This is a genomic window from Bacillus sp. UNC41MFS5, from assembly GCF_000686805.1.
The window spans coordinates 106,655-129,261 of record NZ_KK366020.1 but is presented as its reverse complement, the minus strand read 5'-3'; the positions used below and the strand labels follow the sequence as shown (position 1 = coordinate 129,261).

Genomic DNA, 22,607 nt, shown 5'->3' with positions numbered 1-22,607 from the left:
TCCCAAGATTGTTTAGAATATCTCTATTTCTCTCTCTATTGTTTACTTGTCATTGAATGGTGTTGTTAATTCCCCCCTTCAATGCTTCTCATATCATCAAACTCGCTTGTGAGATCGTTAGTGACTCTGCCTGCTGTGGTATAAATCGTCGCCATCTTTCCTCGTAAATAGCCAACCACCTCAAGATTTAAGTATTTAGCCAGCTGCACGGCCTGCTTTGTTGCCGCCGTGCGCGAACCAATCACAGGAAAGCCAAACTTTGCGGCTTTGGAGAGCATTTCATAGGAAACCCTGCCGGTTGTTAGTAACATTAACCGCTCGGGCTGCAGGTGATTTTTGATAGCGTATCCAATTATTTTATCCACGGCATTGTGCCTGCCAATATCCTCGCGAATGGTCATCCTGCCGTCTTCATCGACAATACAAGCACCATGCATGCCGCCGGTTTCAAGATATAATTCCGATCTTTGAGCGAATTCACTTCGTTTTTTTAACAGATAGCTTAATTGATAGCTAACTTTTGAAGTTATTTTCATAAAATTCTTCACATCTGTCATCGAAAAAAACGTGACCCCTCGGCCGCAGCCTGCGGTGTAATGCTTCTTTTTCGAAAAGAACTGCTCCTGGTCAAAATCTATACGGAGCGTCACGTTAATCGTGCTTAATTCCTCATTGATCACAATCGAATCAATTTCATTTGCATCCTGAATGAATCCCTCAGAAAACAAATATCCATATGTCCAATCGTCCAGGTTGTATTTGGTTAGTTGAAAAATAGCGATTTCGTAACCGTTAATCAGCAAGGAGATAGGATATTCATCAGGGCAACCTTTACGGTTCATTGCTTTCCCTCCTCACAGGAATACTGCATATTCTTGGGGTTTCCTTACATTTTTACTATAATCGTACTTCCGCCTCCGTTTTTCGAAAGTAACAATTGTCACTAGAAATGAGTGCAAATAGGACTATAGACGTATTTGTCATTGGATTGTCAACTATTGACTCAAACTGACCATATGCATCGATTATTTAGTGACCCTGTTAAATTTAAAAAAATGTTCTATAATAATTAAGAGCAGAAAATTAAAGGAGGAGTACATACATATGACTATCAAAAAAGTAATGACAATAGCTGGTTCTGATACAAGCGGCGGCGCAGGCTTGCAGGCAGATTTAAAGACTTTTCAGGAACTAGGCGTTTATGGAATGACGGCAGTGACATCTATCGTGACTATGGACCCAAAGAACCATTGGCACCATAACGTTTTCCCTGTTGCTGTTGATACGCTAGAGACTCAGCTTGAAACCATTCTTTCAGTTGGAATCGATGCGATGAAAACAGGCATGCTTGGGACAGTGGAAATTATCGAATTAGCGGCTCGAAAAATTGATGAAAACAAGCTGGAGCGTGTGGTGATTGACCCAGTTATGGTTTGTAAAGGCGAAGATGAAGTCTTAAATCCGGAAACCACTGATGCGATGCGTGAGTTTCTATTACCACGTGCTTTAGTTGTGACTCCTAATTTATTTGAAGCAGGACAGTTGGCGGGCATGAAAACACCGCGTACCGTGGCGGAAATGAAGGAAGCGGCTGAAAAAATCCACGAACAAGGAGCAAAATTCGTATTGATCAAAGGCGGCAGCAAGCTCGAATCTGAAGAAAAAGCCGTCGATCTGCTTTATGATGGAAAAGAATTTATGCTTTATGAGTCGGATAAATTTGAAACGACCTACACTCATGGGGCGGGCTGCACCTACTCATCAGCGATAACAGCGGAATTAGCAAAAGGAAAATCCGTTTATGATGCGGTCGATGTCGCAAAAGAATTTATCACAGCAGCCATCCAGCAAGGTTTCCGTCTAAACGAATACGTCGGACCAACCTGGCATGGGGCTTACCGCAGTGGAGAGAAAGCTGTTACCGAGTACTGCGAGGATTGTGTGGAATAAGAAAAGCGAAGAAGAGCCGATCAGTTGATCGACTCTTCTTTAATTTGGTGTCATTTTTGAGGTCATTCATGGTGTCAGGCACCAGTTTCGCATTTTTTACCTGATTTTAGTATGATAGTTACATTATTAACTAAAATAGACATTAGACATAATCTCAAAATTAATGATGGAAAGGAGGCTGCATTTTGGAACTTATTGATGTAAAAGGTGCACAAGATGCCATTAACAGCTTTGCTAATAAAGATGTCTACATACACCTTGAAACGACCAACGGTGCCTACGCTTCACATAACGATCAATCCTTCTTTTCGGCAGGTGCATTCATTCGCAATGCCCATGTCCGTTATGAATTAGGGAAAATAACAGGGAATGGCCCGTTTCGGGTTGGGTTGAAGATTCAGCTTGGCTGGATTTACGCAGAAGGGATTACTCATTACGAAATCGATGAGGACAATCATCTCTTATTAGCCGGTCACGACCATGATGGAAAACTAGCGGTTGCCTTGGAGATTTCCAGCACCCCTTTTGAATAAGAATGCAAGGCCCGAAAGGAGAAGAATTTATGGAAAAAGAACGCCAAGTATTGGTTGTTTTCCCTCACCCTGATGATGAGGCATTTGGGGTGTCAGGCACCATTGCGACTCATGTGCAGAACGGAACCCCTGTCACCTATGCCTGTTTAACGTTAGGTGAAATGGGACGCAACATGGGAAATCCCCCGTTTACCAATCGTGAAAATCTGCCGAAGATTAGAAGAGAAGAATTGAAGGAAGCGGCGCGGGTACTGGGCATTCAAGACCTGCGTATGCTCGGATTCCGTGACAAAACGATTGAATTTGAAGATGAAGAGAAACTCGCCAACCAAATGTTAGCCTTGATTGAGGAAGTTAATCCTTCTCTTGTTATTACGTTTTATCCGGGCTATTCGGTCCACCCTGATCATGATGCCACTGGTGCGGCGGTCATTCGTGCCGTTGAAAAAATGAGCCCAGCCGCACGGCCAACCTTACACTGTGTCGCATTCTCGAACAATTGTGTTGATGAGCTTGGGGAACCAGATATTCTTAATGACATTAGCCCTGTGGCCAAAACAAAAATGGCCGCCATCCAGGCCCACCGTTCGCAAACCGAGCAAATGTTTATGGGGATGGAAGAGAAGTTAAAAAATCAAGACCCGCAAGTGATGAAGTGGATTAATAATGAACGGTTTTGGACCTATAAATTTGATAAATAAACGAAAAGCCCTTCATAGCGAAGGGCTTTTTCCATGTCAATATTCCCGATGCAGCAACGTGCACAGCGTACACCAATCCCGAATAATAATCTTCCGTGATTTCATTTCGATGATGCCATCTTTTTTTAACTTCGAGAAAACGCGGCTGACACTTTCCCGCGTTGTTCCGACCACGGTGGCAAATTCCTGAATGGTCAAGGGAATCTCTATATCCCATCTGTTCAGGCCATTATTAAATTTATTTCCGAGGCGCTCTAGCGTCTTAACTGTCTTCGCATACACGTCGAGCAGAGCAACGTCTCGTAATTGTGAGGTCATTTCCCGGAGCGCATCACTCATATAACTGATCATTTGAATCGATAGTTCAGGATGGTTGAACAAATCCCGCTCAATTTCCAATTTATCTAAAAATAAAATCTTCCCGTCCTGGAGCATGGTCGCAGTTGCCGGGTAGTATTCTGTCCTTTTTGTAAACAAACAAGCCTCTGCAAACAAATCCCCTTGTTGCTTCACACAGACAATAATTTCATTGCCCTGTTCATCCTGCTTTGTTAGTTTCACCGCACCGGTATGAACAAAATAAACCCCCTTGGCCACTTCCGCTTCAGAAATGATCCTTTCCCCTTTTTTCAACTCCAGCATATGAATCCTTTTTTCAATAATTGCTAGAGACTTCTCCGATAGATCCTTAAAAATGACAATTTTACGAAGTAAATCTGTTTGGACAACCTGTTGATAGACTGCTAGATTCGGATCTTTTAAACAATCGACTTGAATCATCCTTTTCACCACCCTTTATAAAAATCCCCTTTTGATGAACACTTACCTTTTATTGTAAAGAACACCGTCACTTGATATAGTGACAAATTTCACAAAACGTTCATTTTTTCAAATCGCTTGATACAAAGCCCTTTCACAAAACGTTCAAAAACTACAAAAAAGGTGTGCGGCAGGTCACATTTTTCTCAAATGGAAGCGTTTAGGATGAAGATGTTCATTTGAGAAAAAGGAGGGAAAATGATGAATAAAGCCATTATTAGTTTTGTTATTTGTACATTACTCGGCTTTGGATTAGGCTACTTAGTGTTTGGCGTGATCATGGGGGATTCCGAAAAACAGCCTCAAGTGGCACAAACAGAAACGAAAGAAACGACAGAAACAACTGCTGCTAAAGAAGAAACAACGACCGATTCAAAAGAAGCAACAACGGTTTCTGCCAATGAGGATAACATCCTTAACAAGAAAGGCTGCCTTGGCTGCCACAGTGTTGAAGCTCTAAATATTACAGGTGGAGCAGTAGGCCCAGACCTTTCCCAAGCGTTTGTAAACGTAGAAGGTAAGCATGGCAAGCCAATTGAAGAATTCTTAAAAGCACCTACTTCTGCAGTCATGTCAGGCGTGATTGGCAAAAATCCGTTATCCGATGAAGAACGTAAGCAAGTATTAGACCTACTTAAACAAGCTTCTGAAAAATAAAAAAGGTGGTGTATATAATGAAAAAATGGATTCCGATTGCATCGGGACTCTTAGCCGGGTTTGTTGCAGCAACAATCTCGTTTGCAGATTTCTCAGCTAAGACGAATACCGAAGCAGCTTCAAGTACAAAGAGTGATGCCGAAAAGGTATATGTCCCATTCGGCCAAAAAGATGATTATTATCTATTTGCTTCCGGCGGCCACTCCGGTCAAATGTTCATTTATGGAGTTCCATCGATGCGGAAAATCAGAACAATTCCAGTATTTTCGCAAGATTCAGCAACAGGCTACGGTTTCGATGAACATTCCAAGAAAATGATGGGTGGCTATACATGGGGAGATCTTCACCATCCAGCCTTCTCGGAAACAAAAGGCGACTATGACGGTAAATATATGTTTGCCACAGATGTCGGAAACAGCCGCGCCGCTGTAGTTGACCTTAAAACATTTACGACAAAAGACATCATTTCGGTTCCAAATACGGCTGGTCCACACTGTGCGGCTTTCGTTACTGAAAATACAGAGTACATGTTCTTACCAACTCGATTCGCTGTTCCTGTTGGCCAGAAGTATGAATCACTCGAAAACTATAGTAAAGAGTACCGCGGCGTAATGTCAGCTGTAACCTTTGATGAAAAAAATCAAAAGTTAGGTATTGCTTATCAAGTTGCTCTTCCGCCATGGTCGTATGACCTTTCAGATGCAGGTAAGAAGAGTTCAGCTGATTGGGCTGTTATGACAACTTATAATACTGAGGAAGCTACAACAAACCAAGAAATTAATGCATCACAAGCAGACCGTGACTATATTGTTCTTTTTAACTGGAAAGAGCTCGCGAAAATGGTAAAGGAAGGCAAGTACGAAAATGTAGGCGGACAAAAAATGATTTATCCTGAAAAGCAAAAAGGCGGCATTTACTTAATTCCTGTTGCAAAATCACCACATGGTGTCGATGTAACACCTGACGGTAAGCAATTTATCGCTTCTGGAAAATTAGCACCGACGATGACTGTATTCTCATTTGAAAAAGCATTTAAAGCGGTAGCAAACAAAGACTTCGCAGGGGAACGTAACGGGATTCCTGTCCTAAATTACAAATCAGTCATGGAACGAGAAGTAAACCCTGAAAACGCCTTAGGACCACTACACACGCAATTTGATGACAAAGGCATGGCCTACACAACAATGTTCATTTCCTCTGAGGTTGTGAAATGGAATCCAAAAACAGGTGAAACATTAGATCGTGTCCCTGTTCAATATTCTCCAGGACACTCTGTTGCTGCAGAAGGTGACACAGTGGCACCGGATGGAAAATGGCTCATTGCTCTAAATAAAATTGCCAAAGACAGTTACTTATCAGTTGGGCCATCCCACCCTGAATCGATGCAGTTAATTGATATCAGCGGCAAAATGAAAGTAATCCAATCTTCACCAGTAGACCCTGAACCACACTATGCACAAATGATTAAAGCAGATAAGATTAAAACGATTAACGTCTATCCAAAGGATACAAAAAATAAAGAAGCAGTTTACAAGCAAAGTGATACGAAAATCGTCCGCAATGGCAACAAAGTCGATGTATATGGTATCGCGATGCGTTCGAAATTCATCTTTGATGCAAAAGCAAAACGTCCTGATGTGATTGAAGTAAATGAAGGAGATCATGTTACGATTCATCTGACAAATATTGATTTTGATGAGGATATTACACACGGATTTGCCATCAACAGCTATAACTTAAACATGGAAGTTCAGCCTGGACAAACAAACACAATGGAATTTGTCGCCAATAAAGCTGGAACCTACCCACTTTATTGTACAAATTTCTGTTCAGCACTACACCAAGAAATGAACGGGTACTTCCTTGTAAAACCTAAGAAATAATATGTTGGTGATGGGTATCAATGAAAAAGATTGATACCCTTCTCCGTTTAGCGAAGATATCATAAAAAAGGCGATGTTAACATGAAAGGTAAAGCAAAAAAATTATCAGTGGTTTCTTCATTATTGCTTGTTACTTCAACAATTTTAATTGTCATCTCATTATTTTTCCCATGGTGGAAAATGGTCTTTGTTGCTCCCCAATATCCAGAAGGGTTAAATATCATTGTGTATCCGAATAAGCTTGCAGGGGAAATTGATATTGTTAATGGGCTTAACCACTATATTGGTATGGCGAACTTCAGTGAAAAAAACTTCCCTGAATTATCGTATTTACCTTATCTAGTAGGAGGATTAGCCGCTCTTACTCTTTTAACCGCCCTGCTCCGAAAAAAATCAGTTCTATACGGATTGATTGGCATATTTGTGATTGGCGGCGGACTGGGTGTTTATGACCTTCAACATGCATTGAAAAAGTTTGGTACCAATCTAAGTCCCGAGGCTCCGATAAAAATGGATCCCTTTGTTCCACCTGTTTTAGGTCATAATACAGTGGCGAACTTCCATACCAACAGTCTGCTTGGCCTTGGAGCATACTTGGTGATCGCTGCGTTTATCCTCTTACTCATTCCGTTATGGAAGGATCGAAAGTAAATGAAAAAACTTGCGCTCTTATCTTTCATTTTTTCTCTATTGCTAGTCATGAGCCCTGAGAAAAAGCTGGCAGCCGAACCATTACAAGCAACCATCGACAGCCTGAAAGAAGGGGCGGTGTTGAGGCTTGAAAATAAAACGTACCAGGGCGATATTGTCATCAACAAACCGATAACGATTATTGGCTCAACAAAGACCGTAATCAAAGGAGACGGAACCGGGAATGTCATTTCCATTAAGGCCCCTAATGTAAAACTGAGCCACCTAACTGTCATGCATGGAGGTATGAACCGGAACTCAGCTGAGGAATACGCGGCCATTAAGATTTACACAAACAACAATGTCGTTGAACATATGATCATCCGCGACTCCTTTCACGGCATTTATTTAAGCCAGGCGCACCATAATACCATTCGTTCCAATCAGATTAAGGGCCTGGGAAAAGGCGAAATTGCGTCCCAGGGAAATGGGATTCACGTTTATTATGCCAATGATAATCTGCTAGAAAAAAATACGATTGAAGGCACCCGGGACGGGATGTTCTTTGAATATGCCAACAACAATAAAAGCTATGAAAATAATATTAGCCACACAAGATATGGTTTGCATTACATGTATTCCGACGAGAACATTTTCAAGAAAAATATATTCACGATGAATACCGGTGGCGCAGCGATTATGAACTCGAACCATTTGAAGCTCGAGGATAACCAATTTGTCGTGAACTATGGCAACCAATCCTTTGGATTATTGCTTCTCCAAGCCAATGACAATGATATTGCCGATAATACCTTTTATATGAACCAACGCGGTATGTACATTGATCAAGCGACCAGAAACGAATTTCGCCACAACAAAATCGTTCAAAACCAAATCGGAATTGAACTGTGGTCAAGTTCCAATGATCAAGTTTTCACCTTAAACCAAATTACCGAAAATACGATTCCTGCAGTAACTCTTGGCGGAAATAGTGAGAATAATTCCTGGAGCAAGGATGGCAAAGGGAATGACTGGGGCAGCACGTTCCCCATCACCGATTTAGACCAAGACCACATTGGGGATTTTCCAATAACCTATCGTTCTTCTTTATATCAACTAATGGAAGATCAAGAATTATCCTATTTATTTTTAAAAAGTCCCGCATTGAAGATTTATGAAAAAATGAACGCGGTGCTGACAAAGGAATCTATCATGTTTCATGACCCACACCCAATAACAACGTCAAAAGGAATCCATTCGAAAGCAATTTTCCTTATTGCCACCTTGCTAATTGTGGGGATTTTACTAAAGGGGAGACACCTACTATGCATTACATTTGGAAGGAATGGAAGGAAAATATAAGAGGAAAAGGACTTTGGCTAAGTTTAAGTATTATTGTTCTGATTTCGATTGCGATTTTATTTCGTTCCTCAGCCCTTTCATTTGATAAAGGCTTTTATGTGCTCTTAATTAACCTGTTTGATACGATTATCTATTTTATTCCGATTCTATGCTTATTTATCGGGGCGTTTTCGATTTTTCAAGAAAAGGAACAAAAGACATTGATTATGCTGCTGACAAAGACAGACCATTACGGAAGCTTCCTACTCAAAAAAAGCCTGGGACTCTATACAGTAGTCCTTGTCCCGCTGATTACTTGGTTTTTCGTCTATTTGTTACTATTAAAATTTAACTTTCAACTAGATATGAAAAGTTATTTCATCTTTGTGGCAGCGATTGTTTGTATGAGCCTCGTCTTCTTGCAAATGGGCGCCGCAATCGGCAGCATCAGCCGCTCGAGGATGCAGATATTAGGATTTACAATCTTTGTCTGGTTCTATTTTTTCTTTTTACATGATTTTATCTTGCTATCGTTCTTACCTGATGTAACACATGAAAATGTGAAACTATTTTCTTCAGTCTACTTTTTAAATCCGCTTCAGGCTGTTCGAATGTTTTTAGAAACAGGCACGGGGGTATATTCCTTCGGCCATATGTCGAGACTCTTACAAGCGTTTATGTGGACAAAGCCAGTATTCTTCTTGCTCGGAAATCTATTGTTCTGGCTCATCGCTTCATTTTTCACAGCGATTGTATTCAATCGTAAGGAGGGTTACGAATGATCAACGTAAAGAATTTAAACCAATCATTCGGAAAAAAAACGGTCCTAGATTCAATCAATCTAGACATTAACCGGAATGAAATCTGTGCCCTGGTTGGCCGCAATGGTGCCGGAAAATCGACATTCATCAATAGTTTGCTTGGATTGCTTCCGGTCAAACAAGGGGAAATTTTGATAAATGGGATTGCCGTGAACAAGAAAAATAAGGAGTGGAAAAAAGCAATAGCCTATCTGCCGGAAAAATTTATGCTCTATCCAATGCTGACAGGATTGGAAAATATGACGTTCTTTGCAGAGGCGGTAACGAAGACTGCCAACCAGGAACGAATCGAGCAGGTGCTTCGCTCGGTCAGCTTGTGGGATGACCGCAATGAACAAGTCAAGAAGTACTCGAAAGGGATGCTGCAGCGCCTTGGTCTAGCGATCACCCTTTATCAAGATTCAAGCCTGCTTATTCTTGATGAACCGACGAGTGGTATTGACCCGCTTGGAAGAAAAGAAATTTTAGATGTACTAAGTTCCCTTCAGGATAAGACGATTCTGCTGTCCTCGCACCATCTGGACGAAATCAAGCAGATATGTACCCATGTGGCTTATTTGAATCATGGGAAAATGGAGAAATATAAAGTAGAAGAGTTTTTACAAACTCATAATTTAGGAGGAATCAGCTCATGAAGATACGGGTAATATTCTCCATCCTTCTTCTAATTGCCGTGATGACAGGATGCAGTTCAGACCCTGACTATAAAGTGGATGTCACGAAGGATCTTTATTTCGTTAAGGATACAGCCATGCCTTTTGAAGTAAAAGTAACCGAAAACAAGAAGGCGGGAAAAGGGCTGGATGTATCTGCCCACTTAGCGATGACGGAAATGGATCATGGAAGTTTTGATGTCAAGCTTAAGGAAGGGAAAAATGGCACCTATACCGGCAAAGTGAATTTGCCAATGGGCGGTAAATATGAGGCCGTGTTTACACTTAAAAAGGACGGGAAAAAGACAGAGAAAGTCATTGAACTGAACGTGACCAAGCCAAAAGGGGTTGCCAAGGTGAATGGCGAGTGGATCACTGACGAGGATGTCAGCTTTTATAAGTTTATTAACCAATTGCAGCTGGCAATCAACCGTGAGAGTGCACAGAAACAATATAAGGGTGAGCAGTTAGAGGAAGAACTCGCTTATTTAGATACACAGGAAAAAACACTTGAAGACAAAAATCAGTTATTAACACAAATCATCCGCCTCCGTGCGATGGCGTTACTGGCGGATGAAAAGGGACATAAAGCAACGGAGACGGAAGTAGATGCAGCCCTCAATAAAGCGCGCGAACAATATTATCAATTTGAGTCAGCTAAAAAGCTGATCAATGAGTACGGCGAAGAGAAGTTCTGGGCAACAGAAAAGCAGCAATATCAAATGATAGTCATGTCCCAGAAGGTCCAAAAGGACTTAGTTGACAAAGTTAAAAAGGAAAACCCTAAAGTCGGCGAACAAGAGGTCTACTACCAAGCTCAAAAAGAATACGAAGAACTGCTGGTTTCACAGGTGAATTCTTTAAAGATTGAGATTCTGTAAGAAAAGGCAAAAAAAAAGAGATTGGAAGCTCCAATCTCTTTTTCTTATTTACAGTTGTTCGCCGTTGGTTGCGATGACGTTTTTGTACCAATCAAATGATTTTTTCTTCTTTCTTTCTAATGTACCGCTACCATAATCATCTTGGTCAACATAAATGAATCCGTAGCGTTTAGACATTTCTGAGGTACTTGCGCTGATTAAATCAATACAGCCCCAGCTGGTGTAGCCCATTACTTCTACTCCATCTTTGATGGCTTCTCCCATTTGGTCAACATGGGCGCGTAAGTAATCAATCCGATAATCATCGTTGATTGAACCATCTTCCTCTACCTTATCATAAGCACCTAATCCATTTTCAACGATGAATAAAGGTACTTGATAGCGGTCATACATTTTCTTCAATGTAATGCGCAGGCCTTTAGGGTCGATTTGCCAGCCCCAATCAGATGCTTCTAAATAAGGGTTCTTAATTCCACTGAAAAAGTTTCCTTTTTCTTTTAAGCGATCAGGGTCGCCACTCGTCACCATTGTCATATAGTAGCTGAAGGATAAGAAGTCCACTGGATGTTGTAACAGGATTTCTTCATCACCTGGCAGCATGTCAATTTGGATATTATTTTTTTCAAAATAGCTTAACATATAGCTTGGATAATAGCCGCGGACTTGAACGTCTGTGAAAAATAAATTCTTTTGATCTTCTTCTAACGCCGCTAACACATCATCTGGACTGCATGTTTCTGGATATACTTCCATACGTGCCAGCATACAGCCGATCATCGCATCTGGAATGATTTCATGACATGCTTTGACAGCCCGTGCACTTGCTACAAATTGATGGTGAAGAGCTTGATAAACCGCTTGTTCCTTATGCTCGACACGATCCACAAGAATCCCGCTGCCGATATACGGTGAAATGGTGGATACATTGATTTCATTAAATGTTAGCCAGTATTTTACTTTCCCTTTATAACGATTAAATACCGTTTCCGCATAATGAACAAAGTATTCGACTAAGCGGCGGTCAGCCCAGCCATTATATTTTTGCACCAAGTGAAGCGGCATTTCATAGTGAGATAAAGTCACCAAAGGCTCAATGCCATATTTTAATAGTTCATCAAAAACTTGGTCGTAAAATGCTAGACCCTCTTCATTAGGTACTAACTCATCCCCATTTGGGAAAATACGCGGCCAAGAAATCGACATCCGAAATGTTTTAAAGCCCATTTCAGCGAACAGCGCAATGTCCTCTTTATAGCGGTGATAAAAGTCAATTCCACGACGTTTAGGGAAGTTGTCCCCTTCATTGCCTGCTAATAACGCTTCTAATTCTTCTTCACTTCTGACATCCATTTCAATGTCGTGTTTACGTTCTTCTTTAGGGATAAAGGTAACCATATCAAAAATCGATAGTCCTTTACCGCCTGCATTATAGGCACCTTCTAATTGATTAGCAGCGGTTGCTCCGCCCCATAAAAATCCTTCTGGAAATCGTGTTTGTTTTGACATAATAATTCCTCCTCCAATTTTAGTGACTCCGACTGTTAACAATCGGAATCTCTTTTTTTAAAAATTAACCACAAATCGTTAATAATGTTTCTTTCTGATTAATTGCTGTTTTTGCTGTTGGATTAATTTCTGCATAATCGCCGCTATTGGTGATAATGATAGGTGTTGTCACTTCACAACCCGCCGCTTTAATTTTATCGATATCAAATTCTACTAACAAATCTCCCATTTTCACTTGATCGCCTTGGTTAATATGCGAAGTAAAATATTCCCCTTCTAATTTAACCGTATCCATTCCCACATGAATGAGGATTTCTACGCCATTATCTGATGTAAGTCCAATAGCATGGTTGGTTTTGAAAAGCATGGTTACGACACCGTTGACTGGAGAAACGACTTTTCCTTCTGTTGGTTCAATCGCAATTCCTTTTCCTAAAGCTTCGCTTGAAAATGCAGCGTCTTCCACTTCAGTTAATGGAATCACATTCCCCTTAATAGGACTTACAACCTCTTGCATACGGTTTTTATCAAAAACTTTTTCTTTCTTTGGTTCATTTGTTGTTGCTTTTTCTTTATTGGCTGGATCTTTGAAACCAAATAGGTATGTTAAAACAAATGCTACGGCAAAACCTGCAACTAATGCAATGATAGCTCCGTAGACAGCCATACCTAGTGCTGAGCCAGGTTTGATAAATGTTGGGATAACGAAAATACCCATGCCGCCAAACATCCATAATTTACCTGCAGTTGCAGCAATAATACCACCGCCGACTGCACCACCAATACAGCTCATAATAAATGGTTTTTTAAGTGGTAATGTTACACCGTAAATCGCTGGTTCTGTTACACCGAAAATACCTGAAATGAAAGCTGGAAAACTTAGTGTCTTCAATCCTTTGTTTTTTGTCTTTAACATAACCGCTAAAACGGCACCAACTTGTGCGAAACATACCATAACTGTTGTTGCTAGAACTGGGTCGTAATGTAATGTTGTTAAGTTGTTAATGGCGATCGGAACAAGTCCCCAGTGAAGTCCAAAGATAACAAATATTTGCCAAAACCCACCGAGAATTAAACCAGCTACAACAGGGCTTAACTTATAAACCCATAATGTTGCTGCACCAAGAAGAGTACCTGCCCATGTAGCAACGGGACCAATCACTAAGAAAGTTAATGGAACCATAATGATGATCGTTAAAAATGGAACAACGAAAGTTTTTACAACATCTGGAATGATTTTTTTGAACCCTTTTTCTATTTTTGTTGCAAAGAATGCTGAAAGAAGAATTGGAATAACGGATGATGCGTAACTCATCATGATAACTGGAATACCTAAGAATGTAATGCGAATATCAGACTGGAATAACGAACCTTTAAATAGTGTATAAAGTGGATCGCCTGCTGTTAACGTTGTCAATGTTGGATGCACCAAAGCTGCAGCGATGGCCATTCCGATAAACGGTGTTCCACCGAATTTTTTCATGGCTGTGTAACCTAAGAAGATGGGTAAGAAATTGAATAAACCGTCTCCTGCAATATTCAGTAAGTTATAAGTGCCTGATGTCGCTGTCACCCAGCCTAAAGCAAGGATTAAGGCAGCGAGACCTTTAATCATACCTGTTGCGGCTAAAACGCCGAGGATTGGAGTAAAAACTCCTGAAATCATATCTATAAATCTAGCACCTAAGCCTGCTTTGTTTGTTTCTTCTGAATCACTTTCAGCGGCTCCGTTAATATTGGCTACTTGTAAGAATGTCGCATAGACATCAGGTACATGGTTTCCAATAACCACCTGATATTGCCCACCGCTCTGCATTACGGTTACAACGCCCTCTAAATTTTTAATCTCTTCTGTTTTGGCGAGTTTCTCATCTTTTAATTTAAAACGTAGTCTTGTCACACAATGAAAGACACTGTTGATATTTTCTTTTCCACCGACTAACTCTAGAATGTTGCTTGTTAATCCTGTGTAATCTTTTTTAGCCATTAAAAACACCTCCAAATTTTATAAAACCAAATTTGTATCCGCTTCCAGTCCCAAGAAAACAAAAAACCTAAATTAACCAACCATAAGGAACTAATCCTCACGTGTTGAGTAATTTAGGTTTTGCCTGCCGAACCAGTAACAATCCTGTAAAATATTATTAAGTTTTTAATGAAATACACCGTTACAGGTAGGCAGCCACCCCGAGTCCCTTTTTCCGGATCAAAGTGTCTCAAGAATATAAAAAAACCTAAATTGCACGCCTCAAACAAATGTTATGAGACGACAATTTAGGTTTTGCCTGCACGACCAGTAACAACCCTAAAGGATAGGGTGTATTTAATTTATACATTGATAATATCACGATGAAATAAACATGTCAACGCTTTCATTTATTTTTTTCTAAAGCTTCTGTTATAACTGAATGTTACTTTCACTTTGTTTAAAAATAAACGAAAAAATTCCGTTTAAATTGGGAAATGCCCATATTTCCTTGAAAATAAAGGAAGATTTTCCGCTTATATTATCCAAATCTTTGGATTTTGTCTTATTTAGAACAATTAACCGGAATATCTCCGCTTAAATCTGCTTCTTAAGCGTCCTCTATATACATTAACCGGAAATTCTCCGCCTATGAATTTTCATACCTTCACAAAAATCGACAAAGAAGGGTGTCAGGCACCATGTGAAGTATTCACATGGTGCCTGACACCCTTTCACTTATAAATCCCTTAATAACACACGATATAGTTTATCATCGTTCTCGTCCGGGTTTCCGCGGCCGTCGGTGTTGTTGCTTACGAAGTAGAGGTAGTCACCATCGATATATAGGTCTCGGATTCTCCCCAGACCAATAACCACCGAGCGAGTCTGTTTCTGGCTCAATCCAAATTCACGAACGGCGTTGCCTCTTAATGTTGCGGCATACAGCTTCCCATCGACTGCGGCCAGTCCGGACGGAGCCCATGTTTCATCACCGGACTGATATATTGGTGTTACCATCCCAGTCTTCTGCTCGGTCCCTTGAATAACTGGCCATCCATAATTAGCCCTTGGGGAAATCCGATTGATCTCATCATGAGCCGATTGCCCATGCTCACTTGCATATAAGGTGTTCCCCACCCACACCAATCCCTGCGGATTACGATGCCCATAACTGTAGACATACGAGTTCGGGAATGGATTGTCGGATGGAATCTTGCCATCCAATGTCATTCGCAAAATCTTCCCATTGATACTATTCACCTTCTGTGCGGTTTCCGGAGTGGTCGCGTCACCCGTCGTGATATAGAGCATTCCATCCGGACCAATTTTCAGCCTGCCGCCATGATGGTAAGTTGCACTCGGAATCCGGTCGATCAGGATTCTCTCTTCGGTCCAGACCGAACCATTCGTCCTTAGAACAACGAGTCGGTTAAACTGCCCCTGTCCATCTTCACTATAAGTATAATAGGCATACGCCTTTTGGTTCTCAAGAAACTGAGGGTCTAGAACAAAGCCCAGCAGCCCTGCTTCGGCCGCTTTTGCTAGCGGCTGTGCTAAACGGACTGATTGACGTTCTGTTTTACCGTTTTCAATCTTCACGATACTTCCGGTTCGCTCACTGATGTAAAATGCTTGATTCACATTATCAATTGACCAAGGGACTTGCAGCTTTTGAGCCATCACTTCGACATTAGTCTGCTGCGTAACAACGGCTTCGTCTCCTTCAATTCCTTCGTCCTTTTTTTCAAACAGAGAACAGCCCGACAACATCACTACCATCACAAGTAAAATAGAACAAACCTTATTCATTGACTCCTGCCTTTCTTTAGATCACTTCGAGAATCGCTTTCGCCACTCCGCTTTCAACGTTTGTGTCTGTAATCACATCACAAAGAGACTTGATCTCATAATTTGCATTCCCCATCGCCACTGATCTGCCGGCTTTCTCAAACATCGACACATCATTATAATTATCACCAATCGCCATCGTTTCCGCTAAGTCAATTCCTCTTTCTTTCACAAAAGACTCGAGTGCAATTCCTTTTTGAGCCTCACGGTGGGTGATTTCGATGTTTTCATGACCAGAAGATGCGATAGCTAGTTCTTCTAAGTCTGCTAATGCTTGATTTGCCGCTTCTAATTTTTCCCCATCAAACGAGAAGACAAGAAATTTATAGATTTGATACTGATCATTCGCAAACAGCCGTTCATAATCTTCAATTGTTTGGATTAAGCCATCTCGGATTCTTGCCCCTGCAGCTTCAATAATCTCAGCCTGATTGGCTTCTGGGTTCGCACTCATTACAATATCAACAAGAATGGAAACGGCCTTGTCCGGGTCGAGCGTAAAGGCCCCCTGATTTGTGTAAACTTCAAAATACACGTCCTTTTCCGTAAGCCTTGCAGCAACCTCTCGAGCTAATGGTTTCCCAATTGGAGTCGCTGAAAGGACGTCCCCCTCTTTGGAACGTACTTCCGCACCATTCACACAAATAACCGGGCAGGTTAAACCCGCCTCAGTAAGTACGTAAGTAGCCTCTTGATACGACCGACCTGTTGCAACCACCACTTCAACGCCTTGTGACTGCGCTTTTAAAATAGCTTCCTTATTCGCTAAGCTGATTTGTTGAACTGAATTCAATAGTGTTCCATCCATATCTGTTGCAATACATTTTATCATGCTGTCCACCCTCTATCCCATTTCATTATTGCCATTTTAACAGATTATCAAAAACATTATCTCCCAGATGCTCAAGCTAAATACTTACTTCCTTCCCGAACACTTAACGGTGCTAGCTTGGTTGCTTCGATAAATTTTTTCACGGATGCCGGATTGGTCTTCGAATATTCCCGTAACGCCCAGCCAATGGCCTTTTGGATAAAAAATTCCTTACTGTCTGCATTCAGGCGTATGTATTGATAAAGCAGTTCTTCATTTGTGTTCTCTTTATACTTTAATTGAAAAAGAAGTGCTGCCCTGCGGAGCCAGAGGTAATCATGGGTGGCCCAGCAATCAATTGTCTCCGCCACGACGTCAGGAAACCCTTTGGCAATTTCCCCAACCGGTTTGGGAGCAATTGCATCCACCGTATCCCACCACGATTTCGTTTGAATCAATTCCTCCATGAAAGATAAATCACTTTTCACAAGTTTTTTCAGCGACTTTTCCATGTAAACCAATCCTGTATATTGGTATTCACGTTCATCCTTCGCCCAAAGTTCACGAATAAATTCCTGGTTAAACGGCTCCTTTAGCAGCCCTGTTTCTTGAAAAAACTGCTTCTCCAGCACACTTCGATCAGGCTTCTTGATGCCAAGGAAGGGGAAGTGGTCTTTCATATATTTCTCCATCGGTCCTGCATTTGCTTCATTTCGATTTTCTTCAAATAGTTTTGTTAACAAGTCTATCTTTGACTGCATCCAATCACCCTTTCAAAAAATTCCCGTCAGCTATCTAATCATTCAAATATTACCTTTATTTTACCTGAATAAACAACTTACTCGAATGCAAACTAAACCATAGTAGAAAAGGAGGGATCAATGATGACGAAGAAATACAACAAAGGCAGTAAGAATCAAAACTCACCGCAAGCAGGACAGTCGGAAGCTGAATTTTCCAGCGAGTTTGTCAGCGGTGATAACAGCAAAGGTAATAAGCGCAACACCAAAGGGCAGAAAAGCAAAACAAATCCAAACTCTTAAAAAAAAGAAAGAACTGCCCAATTTAGGACAGTTCTTTCTAATTAGTGGCAACTAAATGAACGGATTCTGCTTAAGTCCGTTCCATAATATATCCAGTGGTTTCCACTCCAGCGGTACCCACCGATGGAGTTTCTGCCCACGTAGGTTGGATAATACCAGAAGCTACTTCCGTTTCTCAACCAAATATAGGTATAACGGTACAGACAGTGCCTAATTCCTCCTGGGTCAACCGCATATAAGCCAGCTGATTCATGCGGAATATAGGTGGGAGGCGGTCCAGCCGGAGGACCATCATAATGGGAGCCTCCTCCATATGGCGGATGATAGCCTCCCCCATGCGGCGGCGGTTGATAGCCTCCTCCATGTGATGGCGGATGATGACCTCCCCCATGCGGCGGCGGTTGATGACCTCCCCCATGCGGCGGCGGTTGATGACCTCCCCCGTGCGGCGGCGGTTGATGACCTCCTCCATGCGGCGGCGGTTGATGGCCTCCTCCGTGCGATGGTGGTTGATGACCTCCTCCATGCGGCGGCGGTTGATGGCCTCCTCCGTGCGATGGTGGTTGATAGCCTCCTCCATGCGGCGGCGGTTGTGTTTGTGTCTGCCGGAGGTTGTTTTCATAAGGAAAATTAGGCATTTTACCATGACCCTGAGGGTAATTGAAATGATCCAAGGTTAAGTCCCCTTTTATTTAATTTTCCCTTTAACGTATGCGCCCTGCCTAATTTGGTGAAAGGTAATATTTTAGTCCTATTTGAAAGTATTTTTACTCTACTTTACTCGCCGCTAACTCCCTGATTTCCTCGGCTATTTTGTTCTGGATTCCTTCAACAACGGAAAAGTCCATCGCTGCAATATATATTTCCTCTAGCTCATCATGAAGTTCCTTCGCCCGAGCTAAATAGGAGATTGCCTCGTTCATCTTATTTTTATAATTGGTTGAAATTTTAGTGATGATATCTTCAAAGATTTCATCTGTCCCTGGAGCGATTAGTAATTCATACATATCAATGATTTCATCGCCATCTCTGCTTGGGAAATATTCATGAGGGGCAGTACTATCAAAGATCGCAATTCCTAGTTCCCTGAAAATGACCATATCGAGGCTGTGCGGGTCAAAGCCACAATGGTAAACCTCTACATCCACCCCTCTGACTTCAGCCGCCGCCGCAAGCTTCTTCAGCATGGTTGATTTACCAGAGCCCGGGCGCCCTTTAATGAAATAACGTTTTGGAATCTCTTCCGTTAGATTCGGAACATAATCGACCGCTCCTTTTGGCGTTGCTGCTCCTAAAAAGCGGTGACGGATATCTGATTTTTTACTTAGCTTCATTTTTCCAAAGATGGTATCAATTAATTTGTTCGTTAATTGGTCCGCTTTCTTAAAATCCATGCTGTTGATATAGATTTTTTCCCAATCATCATGAATATCCAATGCTTCTTTAAACGTATCATAGGCCTTATGAAAGGACTGGCTGATTTGATTAGTTAACTTCATGATTGTACTTTTATGGATGGCTAAGGCACGAGCATTCCAAGCCTCGCCGAGGTTAATATACTCATCCACCGCACCTGGTGCTTTTGGTTCAATCACATGCGGGGCAGTTCCATCGACAATTCCCACCTTTAACGCCGGGATCAAAACACCATCTATGGAATTATTATCAGAAGAACAATGTAAGAATTCAACATCAAAGCCCTTTTCAAGCCACTCATTGCCGATTTTTTTCATGAGTGAAGATTTACCTGTTCCTGGACCGCCTTTTAAAATAAATAACCGGTCGAGATCTTGAAGATTGGAATCATATAAATTATGAAAACCTCTAGCTGTATTACCGCCAGCAAAATAATTTTTAATTTTTCCTGCCACTGATCAACACTCCCTTTTATCGTGACACTCGTAAGATAATTTCACCCTATCTTATGCGATTGCCACCTATAGGTGAGTGCCTAGTAAAAAAATCTTACTTAATGATTGGGACAATGTCAGCTTTTGTGACCTCTTGCAATTGGGCAGGGGCTAAAACGATTTGGACACCAATTTTCCCGGCGCTGACAATGATAGTATCCAGCTCATTGGCGTGCTCATCAATAATCGTCTTATACTCCTTTTTCATACCAATAGGCGAGCAGCCGCCGCGGATATATCCTGTCCATTTCTGAATATCCTTGACGGGAAGCATCTCCACATTCTTTTCACCAGCTGCTTTTGCTGCCTTTTTTAAATCCAATTCCTCAGCAACGGGAATAACAAAGACATAGGCATTCTTGCTGGCCCCCTGTGCAACGAGCGTCTTATAGACCTCCTTAGGGTCTCTGCCTATTTTTTCGGCAACAGAAACACCGTCAATTTTTCCGTCTTTATTATCATAGGTAAGCATTTCATAGCTGACCTTTTTTGCATCTAAAATGCGCATCGCATTTGTTTTAGATTGTGCCACGTTATAATTCCTCCCTGACTTTGAAGACTCTAAACTAGTTTCTAGCATACTGGATTAGCAGAATTTACACAAAATCACCCAATATCTGTCACCCATTTGTCACTCTAATAAACAATTATTATAGTACACTAAACTTAACAACAATAAATTACTTTCATTTCCAAAAAAGATAATATTTTCATTATTCCTATTGAAAAATAGTTTATGTTCCATACTTCACAAAAAATATTTTAACCCTATAGAAAGACGCTGTTCTTTATACTATTTTCCATGAGGTGAAATAAATGAAATACGATTTAGTCCTTTTGCATGCTCCAAGCGTCTATGATTTTCGAAAAAACTCCCTGCTTGCCGGCCCCATCAGTGATGTAGTTCCCTCATCACCCGTATTTGAGATGTATCCGATTGGCATTACCAGTATCGCGGAATACCTGGAAAGGTACGGTCTTCGAGTGAAAATCATTAATATCGCCAATCGAATGCTCATGAGTGACAAATTTGATGTCGAAGCAAAGTTAAAGAACATCCAAACAAAGGCTTTCGGAATTGACCTTCACTGGCTTCCACACGCTCATGGCAGTATCGAGTTAGCTAGAGTAGTTAAAAAACTTCATCCCGATATCCCGGTGATTTTTGGCGGCCTGTCTTCGACCTATTATCATAAGGAACTGATTGAATATCCTTGTATCGATTTTGTGATGCGCGGCGATTCCACTGAAAAACTGATGCTTCTATTGATGAATAAAATCGAACAAGGAAATACCCACTATGCTGACATCCCCAATTTAACGTGGAAGAAGGGAAGTGATGTTGGCTACAATCCGCTTACCTATGTACCTAAGGATTTAGATGATCTGGATGTTCCAGGATATCGCTATGCGATACGCTCTGTCTTTAAATATCGGAACTTCCTTGACCCGCTGCCATACAATGGCTGGCTGCAGTACCCGAATACCGCCTTACTGACGGCGCGAGGCTGCTCGCAAAACTGCCTGATTTGCGGCGGTTCTAAGGATGCTTATGATCAAAACTGTAACCGTAGTTCGCTCGCCTTACGGTCACCCGAAAAGCTCGTCGAAGATATTAAATTCATTTCCCGCTTTAGCCAGGCACCCATTTTTATCCTCCATGATTTGCGCCAGGGTGGACGTGAATATGTCAAAGAGTTTTTTAGCCGGCTGAAAGAACTCAATCTTAAAAATGAAGTCGTTTTTGAATTATTCCAGTATGCAGATGAAGAGTTCTTTCAACAAATGAATGAAAGTGTTCCCAAATATAGTATTGAAATCACGCTTGAAACCCATGATGAAAAGATTAGACGTTATAATGGAAAATTTAATTGTACCAACTCAAAAGTCATTGATACGCTCAATTTTGCCTTAAAGCATGGCTGTAAAAAAATCGATTTATTCTTCATGGTTGGAATTCCAGGACAAACATATGACAGCGCCTTAGAAAACATTGATTTCTGTGAAAAGATTCATCTTGCTTGTCAGCAAGATAAACGAATATACTATTTTGTCGCACCGCTTGCACCGTTCCTTGACCCTGCAAGCCCAGCTTTTGAAAATCCAGAGCTGCACGGCTATAAAAAGTTCTGCCATACCCTTGAGGACCACCGCAAGGCGATTACCCAGCCATCTTGGAAGCATATGCTCAGCTATGAAACTAAAGATATGACCCGTGATGATATTGTGAATTCAACCTATGAATCTGCTAAACTACTAAATGAATTTAAATTAAAATACGAGCTGATTGATGAAGAAGGATATCAAGAAATTAATTGGAAGATTGAGAAATCGATTAATTACATCGTAAAAATAGATTATGTTCTCTCGCTTCCTGAAGAGCAGCAAGGAGTTGAATTAGCGAAGATTCAGGAGGAAATAGAAGAGCTAAATAAATATAGTATTTGTGGAAAGAACGAGTTAAAGTGGGAAGTCCAAAAGAATTATGCTAACTTCTTTTCACTAACATTTGTAGGATTGGAACAGTTGTATGAAGATTATGCAAACAAAATTAGACATCTAATGCAACCGAAGCGCCGCCAGCAATTCCGGCTAGATCCTGAACAACGGAAAATGAAAAGATAATGTTAAAATTAAAAGGAGTTGGGGGT

General features: G+C 41.2%; 22 protein-coding genes. 12 read left to right on the top strand and 10 right to left on the bottom strand.

Annotated features, from left to right (window positions below):
• Nucleotides 1-65: 65 nt before the first annotated feature.
• Nucleotides 66-842 (bottom strand): formate dehydrogenase accessory sulfurtransferase FdhD, encoded by a 777-nt coding sequence (gene fdhD / locus BR30_RS34840; RefSeq protein ID WP_035446359.1) that lies wholly within the window; start codon nt 840-842, stop codon nt 66-68.
• Nucleotides 843-1,104: 262 nt separating this feature from the next.
• Here fdhD and pdxK point away from each other — a divergent pair, with 262 nt between their 5' ends.
• The 3 genes from pdxK (at nt 1,105) to bshB2 (ending at nt 3,184) form a co-directional block, all read left to right on the top strand.
• A complete protein-coding gene (gene pdxK, locus BR30_RS0129330; protein ID WP_026568148.1) occupies nt 1,105-1,950 on the top strand; it encodes a pyridoxine/pyridoxal/pyridoxamine kinase in 846 nt (281 codons plus the stop codon).
• 185 nt (nt 1,951-2,135) lie between these two features.
• A complete protein-coding gene (locus tag BR30_RS0129325; protein ID WP_026568147.1) occupies nt 2,136-2,483 on the top strand; it encodes a YojF family protein in 348 nt (115 codons plus the stop codon).
• A gap of 29 nt (nt 2,484-2,512) precedes the next feature.
• Nucleotides 2,513-3,184 (top strand): bacillithiol biosynthesis deacetylase BshB2, encoded by a 672-nt coding sequence (gene bshB2, locus BR30_RS0129320; RefSeq protein ID WP_026568146.1) that lies wholly within the window; start codon nt 2,513-2,515, stop codon nt 3,182-3,184.
• A gap of 36 nt (nt 3,185-3,220) precedes the next feature.
• On the opposite strand, the gene BR30_RS34835 is transcribed toward bshB2, so the two are convergent.
• Nucleotides 3,221-3,964, bottom strand: coding sequence for a Crp/Fnr family transcriptional regulator (locus BR30_RS34835; protein ID WP_051633842.1), 744 nt, complete (start codon nt 3,962-3,964; stop codon nt 3,221-3,223).
• 240 nt (nt 3,965-4,204) lie between these two features.
• Here BR30_RS34835 and BR30_RS0129310 point away from each other — a divergent pair, with 240 nt between their 5' ends.
• From BR30_RS0129310 to BR30_RS0129280, 7 genes are all read left to right on the top strand, one after another.
• Nucleotides 4,205-4,660: a c-type cytochrome gene (locus BR30_RS0129310; RefSeq protein ID WP_026568145.1), complete on the top strand. Its 456-nt coding sequence runs from the start codon at nt 4,205-4,207 to the stop codon at nt 4,658-4,660.
• Between the two features lie 17 nt (nt 4,661-4,677).
• Nucleotides 4,678-6,543, top strand: a complete 1,866-nt coding sequence (nosZ, locus tag BR30_RS0129305; protein WP_155928933.1) for a Sec-dependent nitrous-oxide reductase — start codon at nt 4,678-4,680, stop codon at nt 6,541-6,543.
• Between the two features lie 81 nt (nt 6,544-6,624).
• Complete coding sequence (locus tag BR30_RS37075) at nt 6,625-7,194, top strand: hypothetical protein (protein WP_026568143.1); 570 nt, start codon at nt 6,625-6,627, stop codon at nt 7,192-7,194.
• Nucleotides 7,195-8,535: a nitrous oxide reductase family maturation protein NosD gene (gene nosD, locus BR30_RS34830; RefSeq protein ID WP_051633841.1), complete on the top strand. Its 1,341-nt coding sequence runs from the start codon at nt 7,195-7,197 to the stop codon at nt 8,533-8,535.
• A complete protein-coding gene (locus BR30_RS0129290; protein WP_026568142.1) occupies nt 8,499-9,296 on the top strand; it encodes an ABC transporter permease in 798 nt (265 codons plus the stop codon). Before nosD ends, BR30_RS0129290 begins: the two co-directional genes overlap by 37 nt.
• Nucleotides 9,293-9,970: an ABC transporter ATP-binding protein gene (locus BR30_RS0129285; protein ID WP_026568141.1), complete on the top strand. Its 678-nt coding sequence runs from the start codon at nt 9,293-9,295 to the stop codon at nt 9,968-9,970. The genes BR30_RS0129290 and BR30_RS0129285 overlap by 4 nt, the downstream gene beginning before the upstream one ends.
• Nucleotides 9,967-10,869: a FixH family protein gene (locus BR30_RS0129280; protein ID WP_026568140.1), complete on the top strand. Its 903-nt coding sequence runs from the start codon at nt 9,967-9,969 to the stop codon at nt 10,867-10,869. Before BR30_RS0129285 ends, BR30_RS0129280 begins: the two co-directional genes overlap by 4 nt.
• Nucleotides 10,870-10,917: 48 nt before the next feature.
• Here the strand turns inward: BR30_RS0129280 and BR30_RS0129275 are convergent, their stop codons facing one another.
• From BR30_RS0129275 to BR30_RS0129255, 5 genes are all read right to left on the bottom strand, one after another.
• Nucleotides 10,918-12,378 carry a glycoside hydrolase family 1 protein gene (locus BR30_RS0129275; RefSeq protein WP_442853011.1) on the bottom strand — a complete coding sequence of 487 codons (1,461 nt, stop codon included), beginning with the start codon at nt 12,376-12,378 and terminating at the stop codon, nt 10,918-10,920.
• A gap of 61 nt (nt 12,379-12,439) precedes the next feature.
• Nucleotides 12,440-14,362, bottom strand: coding sequence for a beta-glucoside-specific PTS transporter subunit IIABC (locus BR30_RS0129270; RefSeq protein ID WP_035446358.1), 1,923 nt, complete (start codon nt 14,360-14,362; stop codon nt 12,440-12,442).
• Between the two features lie 717 nt (nt 14,363-15,079).
• A complete protein-coding gene (locus tag BR30_RS0129265; RefSeq protein WP_026568137.1) occupies nt 15,080-16,153 on the bottom strand; it encodes a PQQ-dependent sugar dehydrogenase in 1,074 nt (357 codons plus the stop codon).
• A 16-nt stretch (nt 16,154-16,169) separates the two neighbouring features.
• On the bottom strand, nt 16,170-17,024 hold the full coding sequence (locus BR30_RS0129260; protein WP_026568136.1) for a Cof-type HAD-IIB family hydrolase: 855 nt from the start codon (nt 17,022-17,024) through the stop codon (nt 16,170-16,172).
• Nucleotides 17,025-17,095: 71 nt separating this feature from the next.
• A complete protein-coding gene (locus BR30_RS0129255) occupies nt 17,096-17,764 on the bottom strand; it encodes a DNA alkylation repair protein (protein ID WP_026568135.1) in 669 nt (222 codons plus the stop codon).
• Between the two features lie 123 nt (nt 17,765-17,887).
• Between BR30_RS0129255 and BR30_RS37545 the strand changes: the two genes are divergently transcribed.
• Complete coding sequence (locus tag BR30_RS37545; protein ID WP_197032437.1) at nt 17,888-18,046, top strand: hypothetical protein; 159 nt, start codon at nt 17,888-17,890, stop codon at nt 18,044-18,046.
• Between the two features lie 41 nt (nt 18,047-18,087).
• Here the strand turns inward: BR30_RS37545 and BR30_RS37540 are convergent, their stop codons facing one another.
• The 3 genes from BR30_RS37540 to ybaK all read right to left on the bottom strand — a co-directional run bounded on the left by BR30_RS37540 (nt 18,088) and on the right by ybaK (nt 20,488).
• A complete protein-coding gene (locus BR30_RS37540; RefSeq protein ID WP_197032436.1) occupies nt 18,088-18,720 on the bottom strand; it encodes a hypothetical protein in 633 nt (210 codons plus the stop codon).
• A gap of 93 nt (nt 18,721-18,813) precedes the next feature.
• A complete protein-coding gene (locus tag BR30_RS0129235) occupies nt 18,814-19,917 on the bottom strand; it encodes a PRK06851 family protein (RefSeq protein ID WP_026568133.1) in 1,104 nt (367 codons plus the stop codon).
• Between the two features lie 94 nt (nt 19,918-20,011).
• Nucleotides 20,012-20,488, bottom strand: a complete 477-nt coding sequence (ybaK, locus tag BR30_RS0129230; RefSeq protein WP_026568132.1) for a Cys-tRNA(Pro) deacylase — start codon at nt 20,486-20,488, stop codon at nt 20,012-20,014.
• 284 nt (nt 20,489-20,772) lie between these two features.
• Here ybaK and BR30_RS0129225 point away from each other — a divergent pair, with 284 nt between their 5' ends.
• Complete coding sequence (locus BR30_RS0129225) at nt 20,773-22,581, top strand: TIGR04190 family B12-binding domain/radical SAM domain protein (protein ID WP_026568131.1); 1,809 nt, start codon at nt 20,773-20,775, stop codon at nt 22,579-22,581.
• The last annotated feature ends 26 nt before the right edge of the window (nt 22,582-22,607 follow it).

What these genes read in the sequence shown, in the direction of transcription:
- BR30_RS0129280 (WP_026568140.1), top strand. Translation starts at nt 9,967, where the DNA reads ATGAAGATACGGGTAATATTCTCCATCCTTCTTCTAATTGCCGTGATG.
- BR30_RS0129310 (WP_026568145.1), top strand. Translation starts at nt 4,205, where the DNA reads ATGAATAAAGCCATTATTAGTTTTGTTATTTGTACATTACTCGGCTTT.
- bshB2 (WP_026568146.1), top strand. Translation starts at nt 2,513, where the DNA reads ATGGAAAAAGAACGCCAAGTATTGGTTGTTTTCCCTCACCCTGATGAT.
- nosD (WP_051633841.1), top strand. Translation starts at nt 7,195, where the DNA reads ATGAAAAAACTTGCGCTCTTATCTTTCATTTTTTCTCTATTGCTAGTC.
- BR30_RS0129290 (WP_026568142.1), top strand. Translation starts at nt 8,499, where the DNA reads ATGCATTACATTTGGAAGGAATGGAAGGAAAATATAAGAGGAAAAGGA.
- BR30_RS0129255 (WP_026568135.1), bottom strand. Translation starts at nt 17,764, where the DNA reads ATGCAGTCAAAGATAGACTTGTTAACAAAACTATTTGAAGAAAATCGA.
- nosZ (WP_155928933.1), top strand. Translation starts at nt 4,678, where the DNA reads ATGAAAAAATGGATTCCGATTGCATCGGGACTCTTAGCCGGGTTTGTT.
- BR30_RS0129265 (WP_026568137.1), bottom strand. Translation starts at nt 16,153, where the DNA reads ATGAATAAGGTTTGTTCTATTTTACTTGTGATGGTAGTGATGTTGTCG.
- BR30_RS0129285 (WP_026568141.1), top strand. Translation starts at nt 9,293, where the DNA reads ATGATCAACGTAAAGAATTTAAACCAATCATTCGGAAAAAAAACGGTC.
- BR30_RS34835 (WP_051633842.1), bottom strand. Translation starts at nt 3,964, where the DNA reads ATGATTCAAGTCGATTGTTTAAAAGATCCGAATCTAGCAGTCTATCAA.
- fdhD (WP_035446359.1), bottom strand. Translation starts at nt 842, where the DNA reads ATGAACCGTAAAGGTTGCCCTGATGAATATCCTATCTCCTTGCTGATT.
- BR30_RS37075 (WP_026568143.1), top strand. Translation starts at nt 6,625, where the DNA reads ATGAAAGGTAAAGCAAAAAAATTATCAGTGGTTTCTTCATTATTGCTT.
- BR30_RS0129270 (WP_035446358.1), bottom strand. Translation starts at nt 14,362, where the DNA reads ATGGCTAAAAAAGATTACACAGGATTAACAAGCAACATTCTAGAGTTA.
- BR30_RS0129225 (WP_026568131.1), top strand. Translation starts at nt 20,773, where the DNA reads ATGAAATACGATTTAGTCCTTTTGCATGCTCCAAGCGTCTATGATTTT.
- pdxK (WP_026568148.1), top strand. Translation starts at nt 1,105, where the DNA reads ATGACTATCAAAAAAGTAATGACAATAGCTGGTTCTGATACAAGCGGC.
- BR30_RS0129260 (WP_026568136.1), bottom strand. Translation starts at nt 17,024, where the DNA reads ATGATAAAATGTATTGCAACAGATATGGATGGAACACTATTGAATTCA.
- BR30_RS37545 (WP_197032437.1), top strand. Translation starts at nt 17,888, where the DNA reads ATGACGAAGAAATACAACAAAGGCAGTAAGAATCAAAACTCACCGCAA.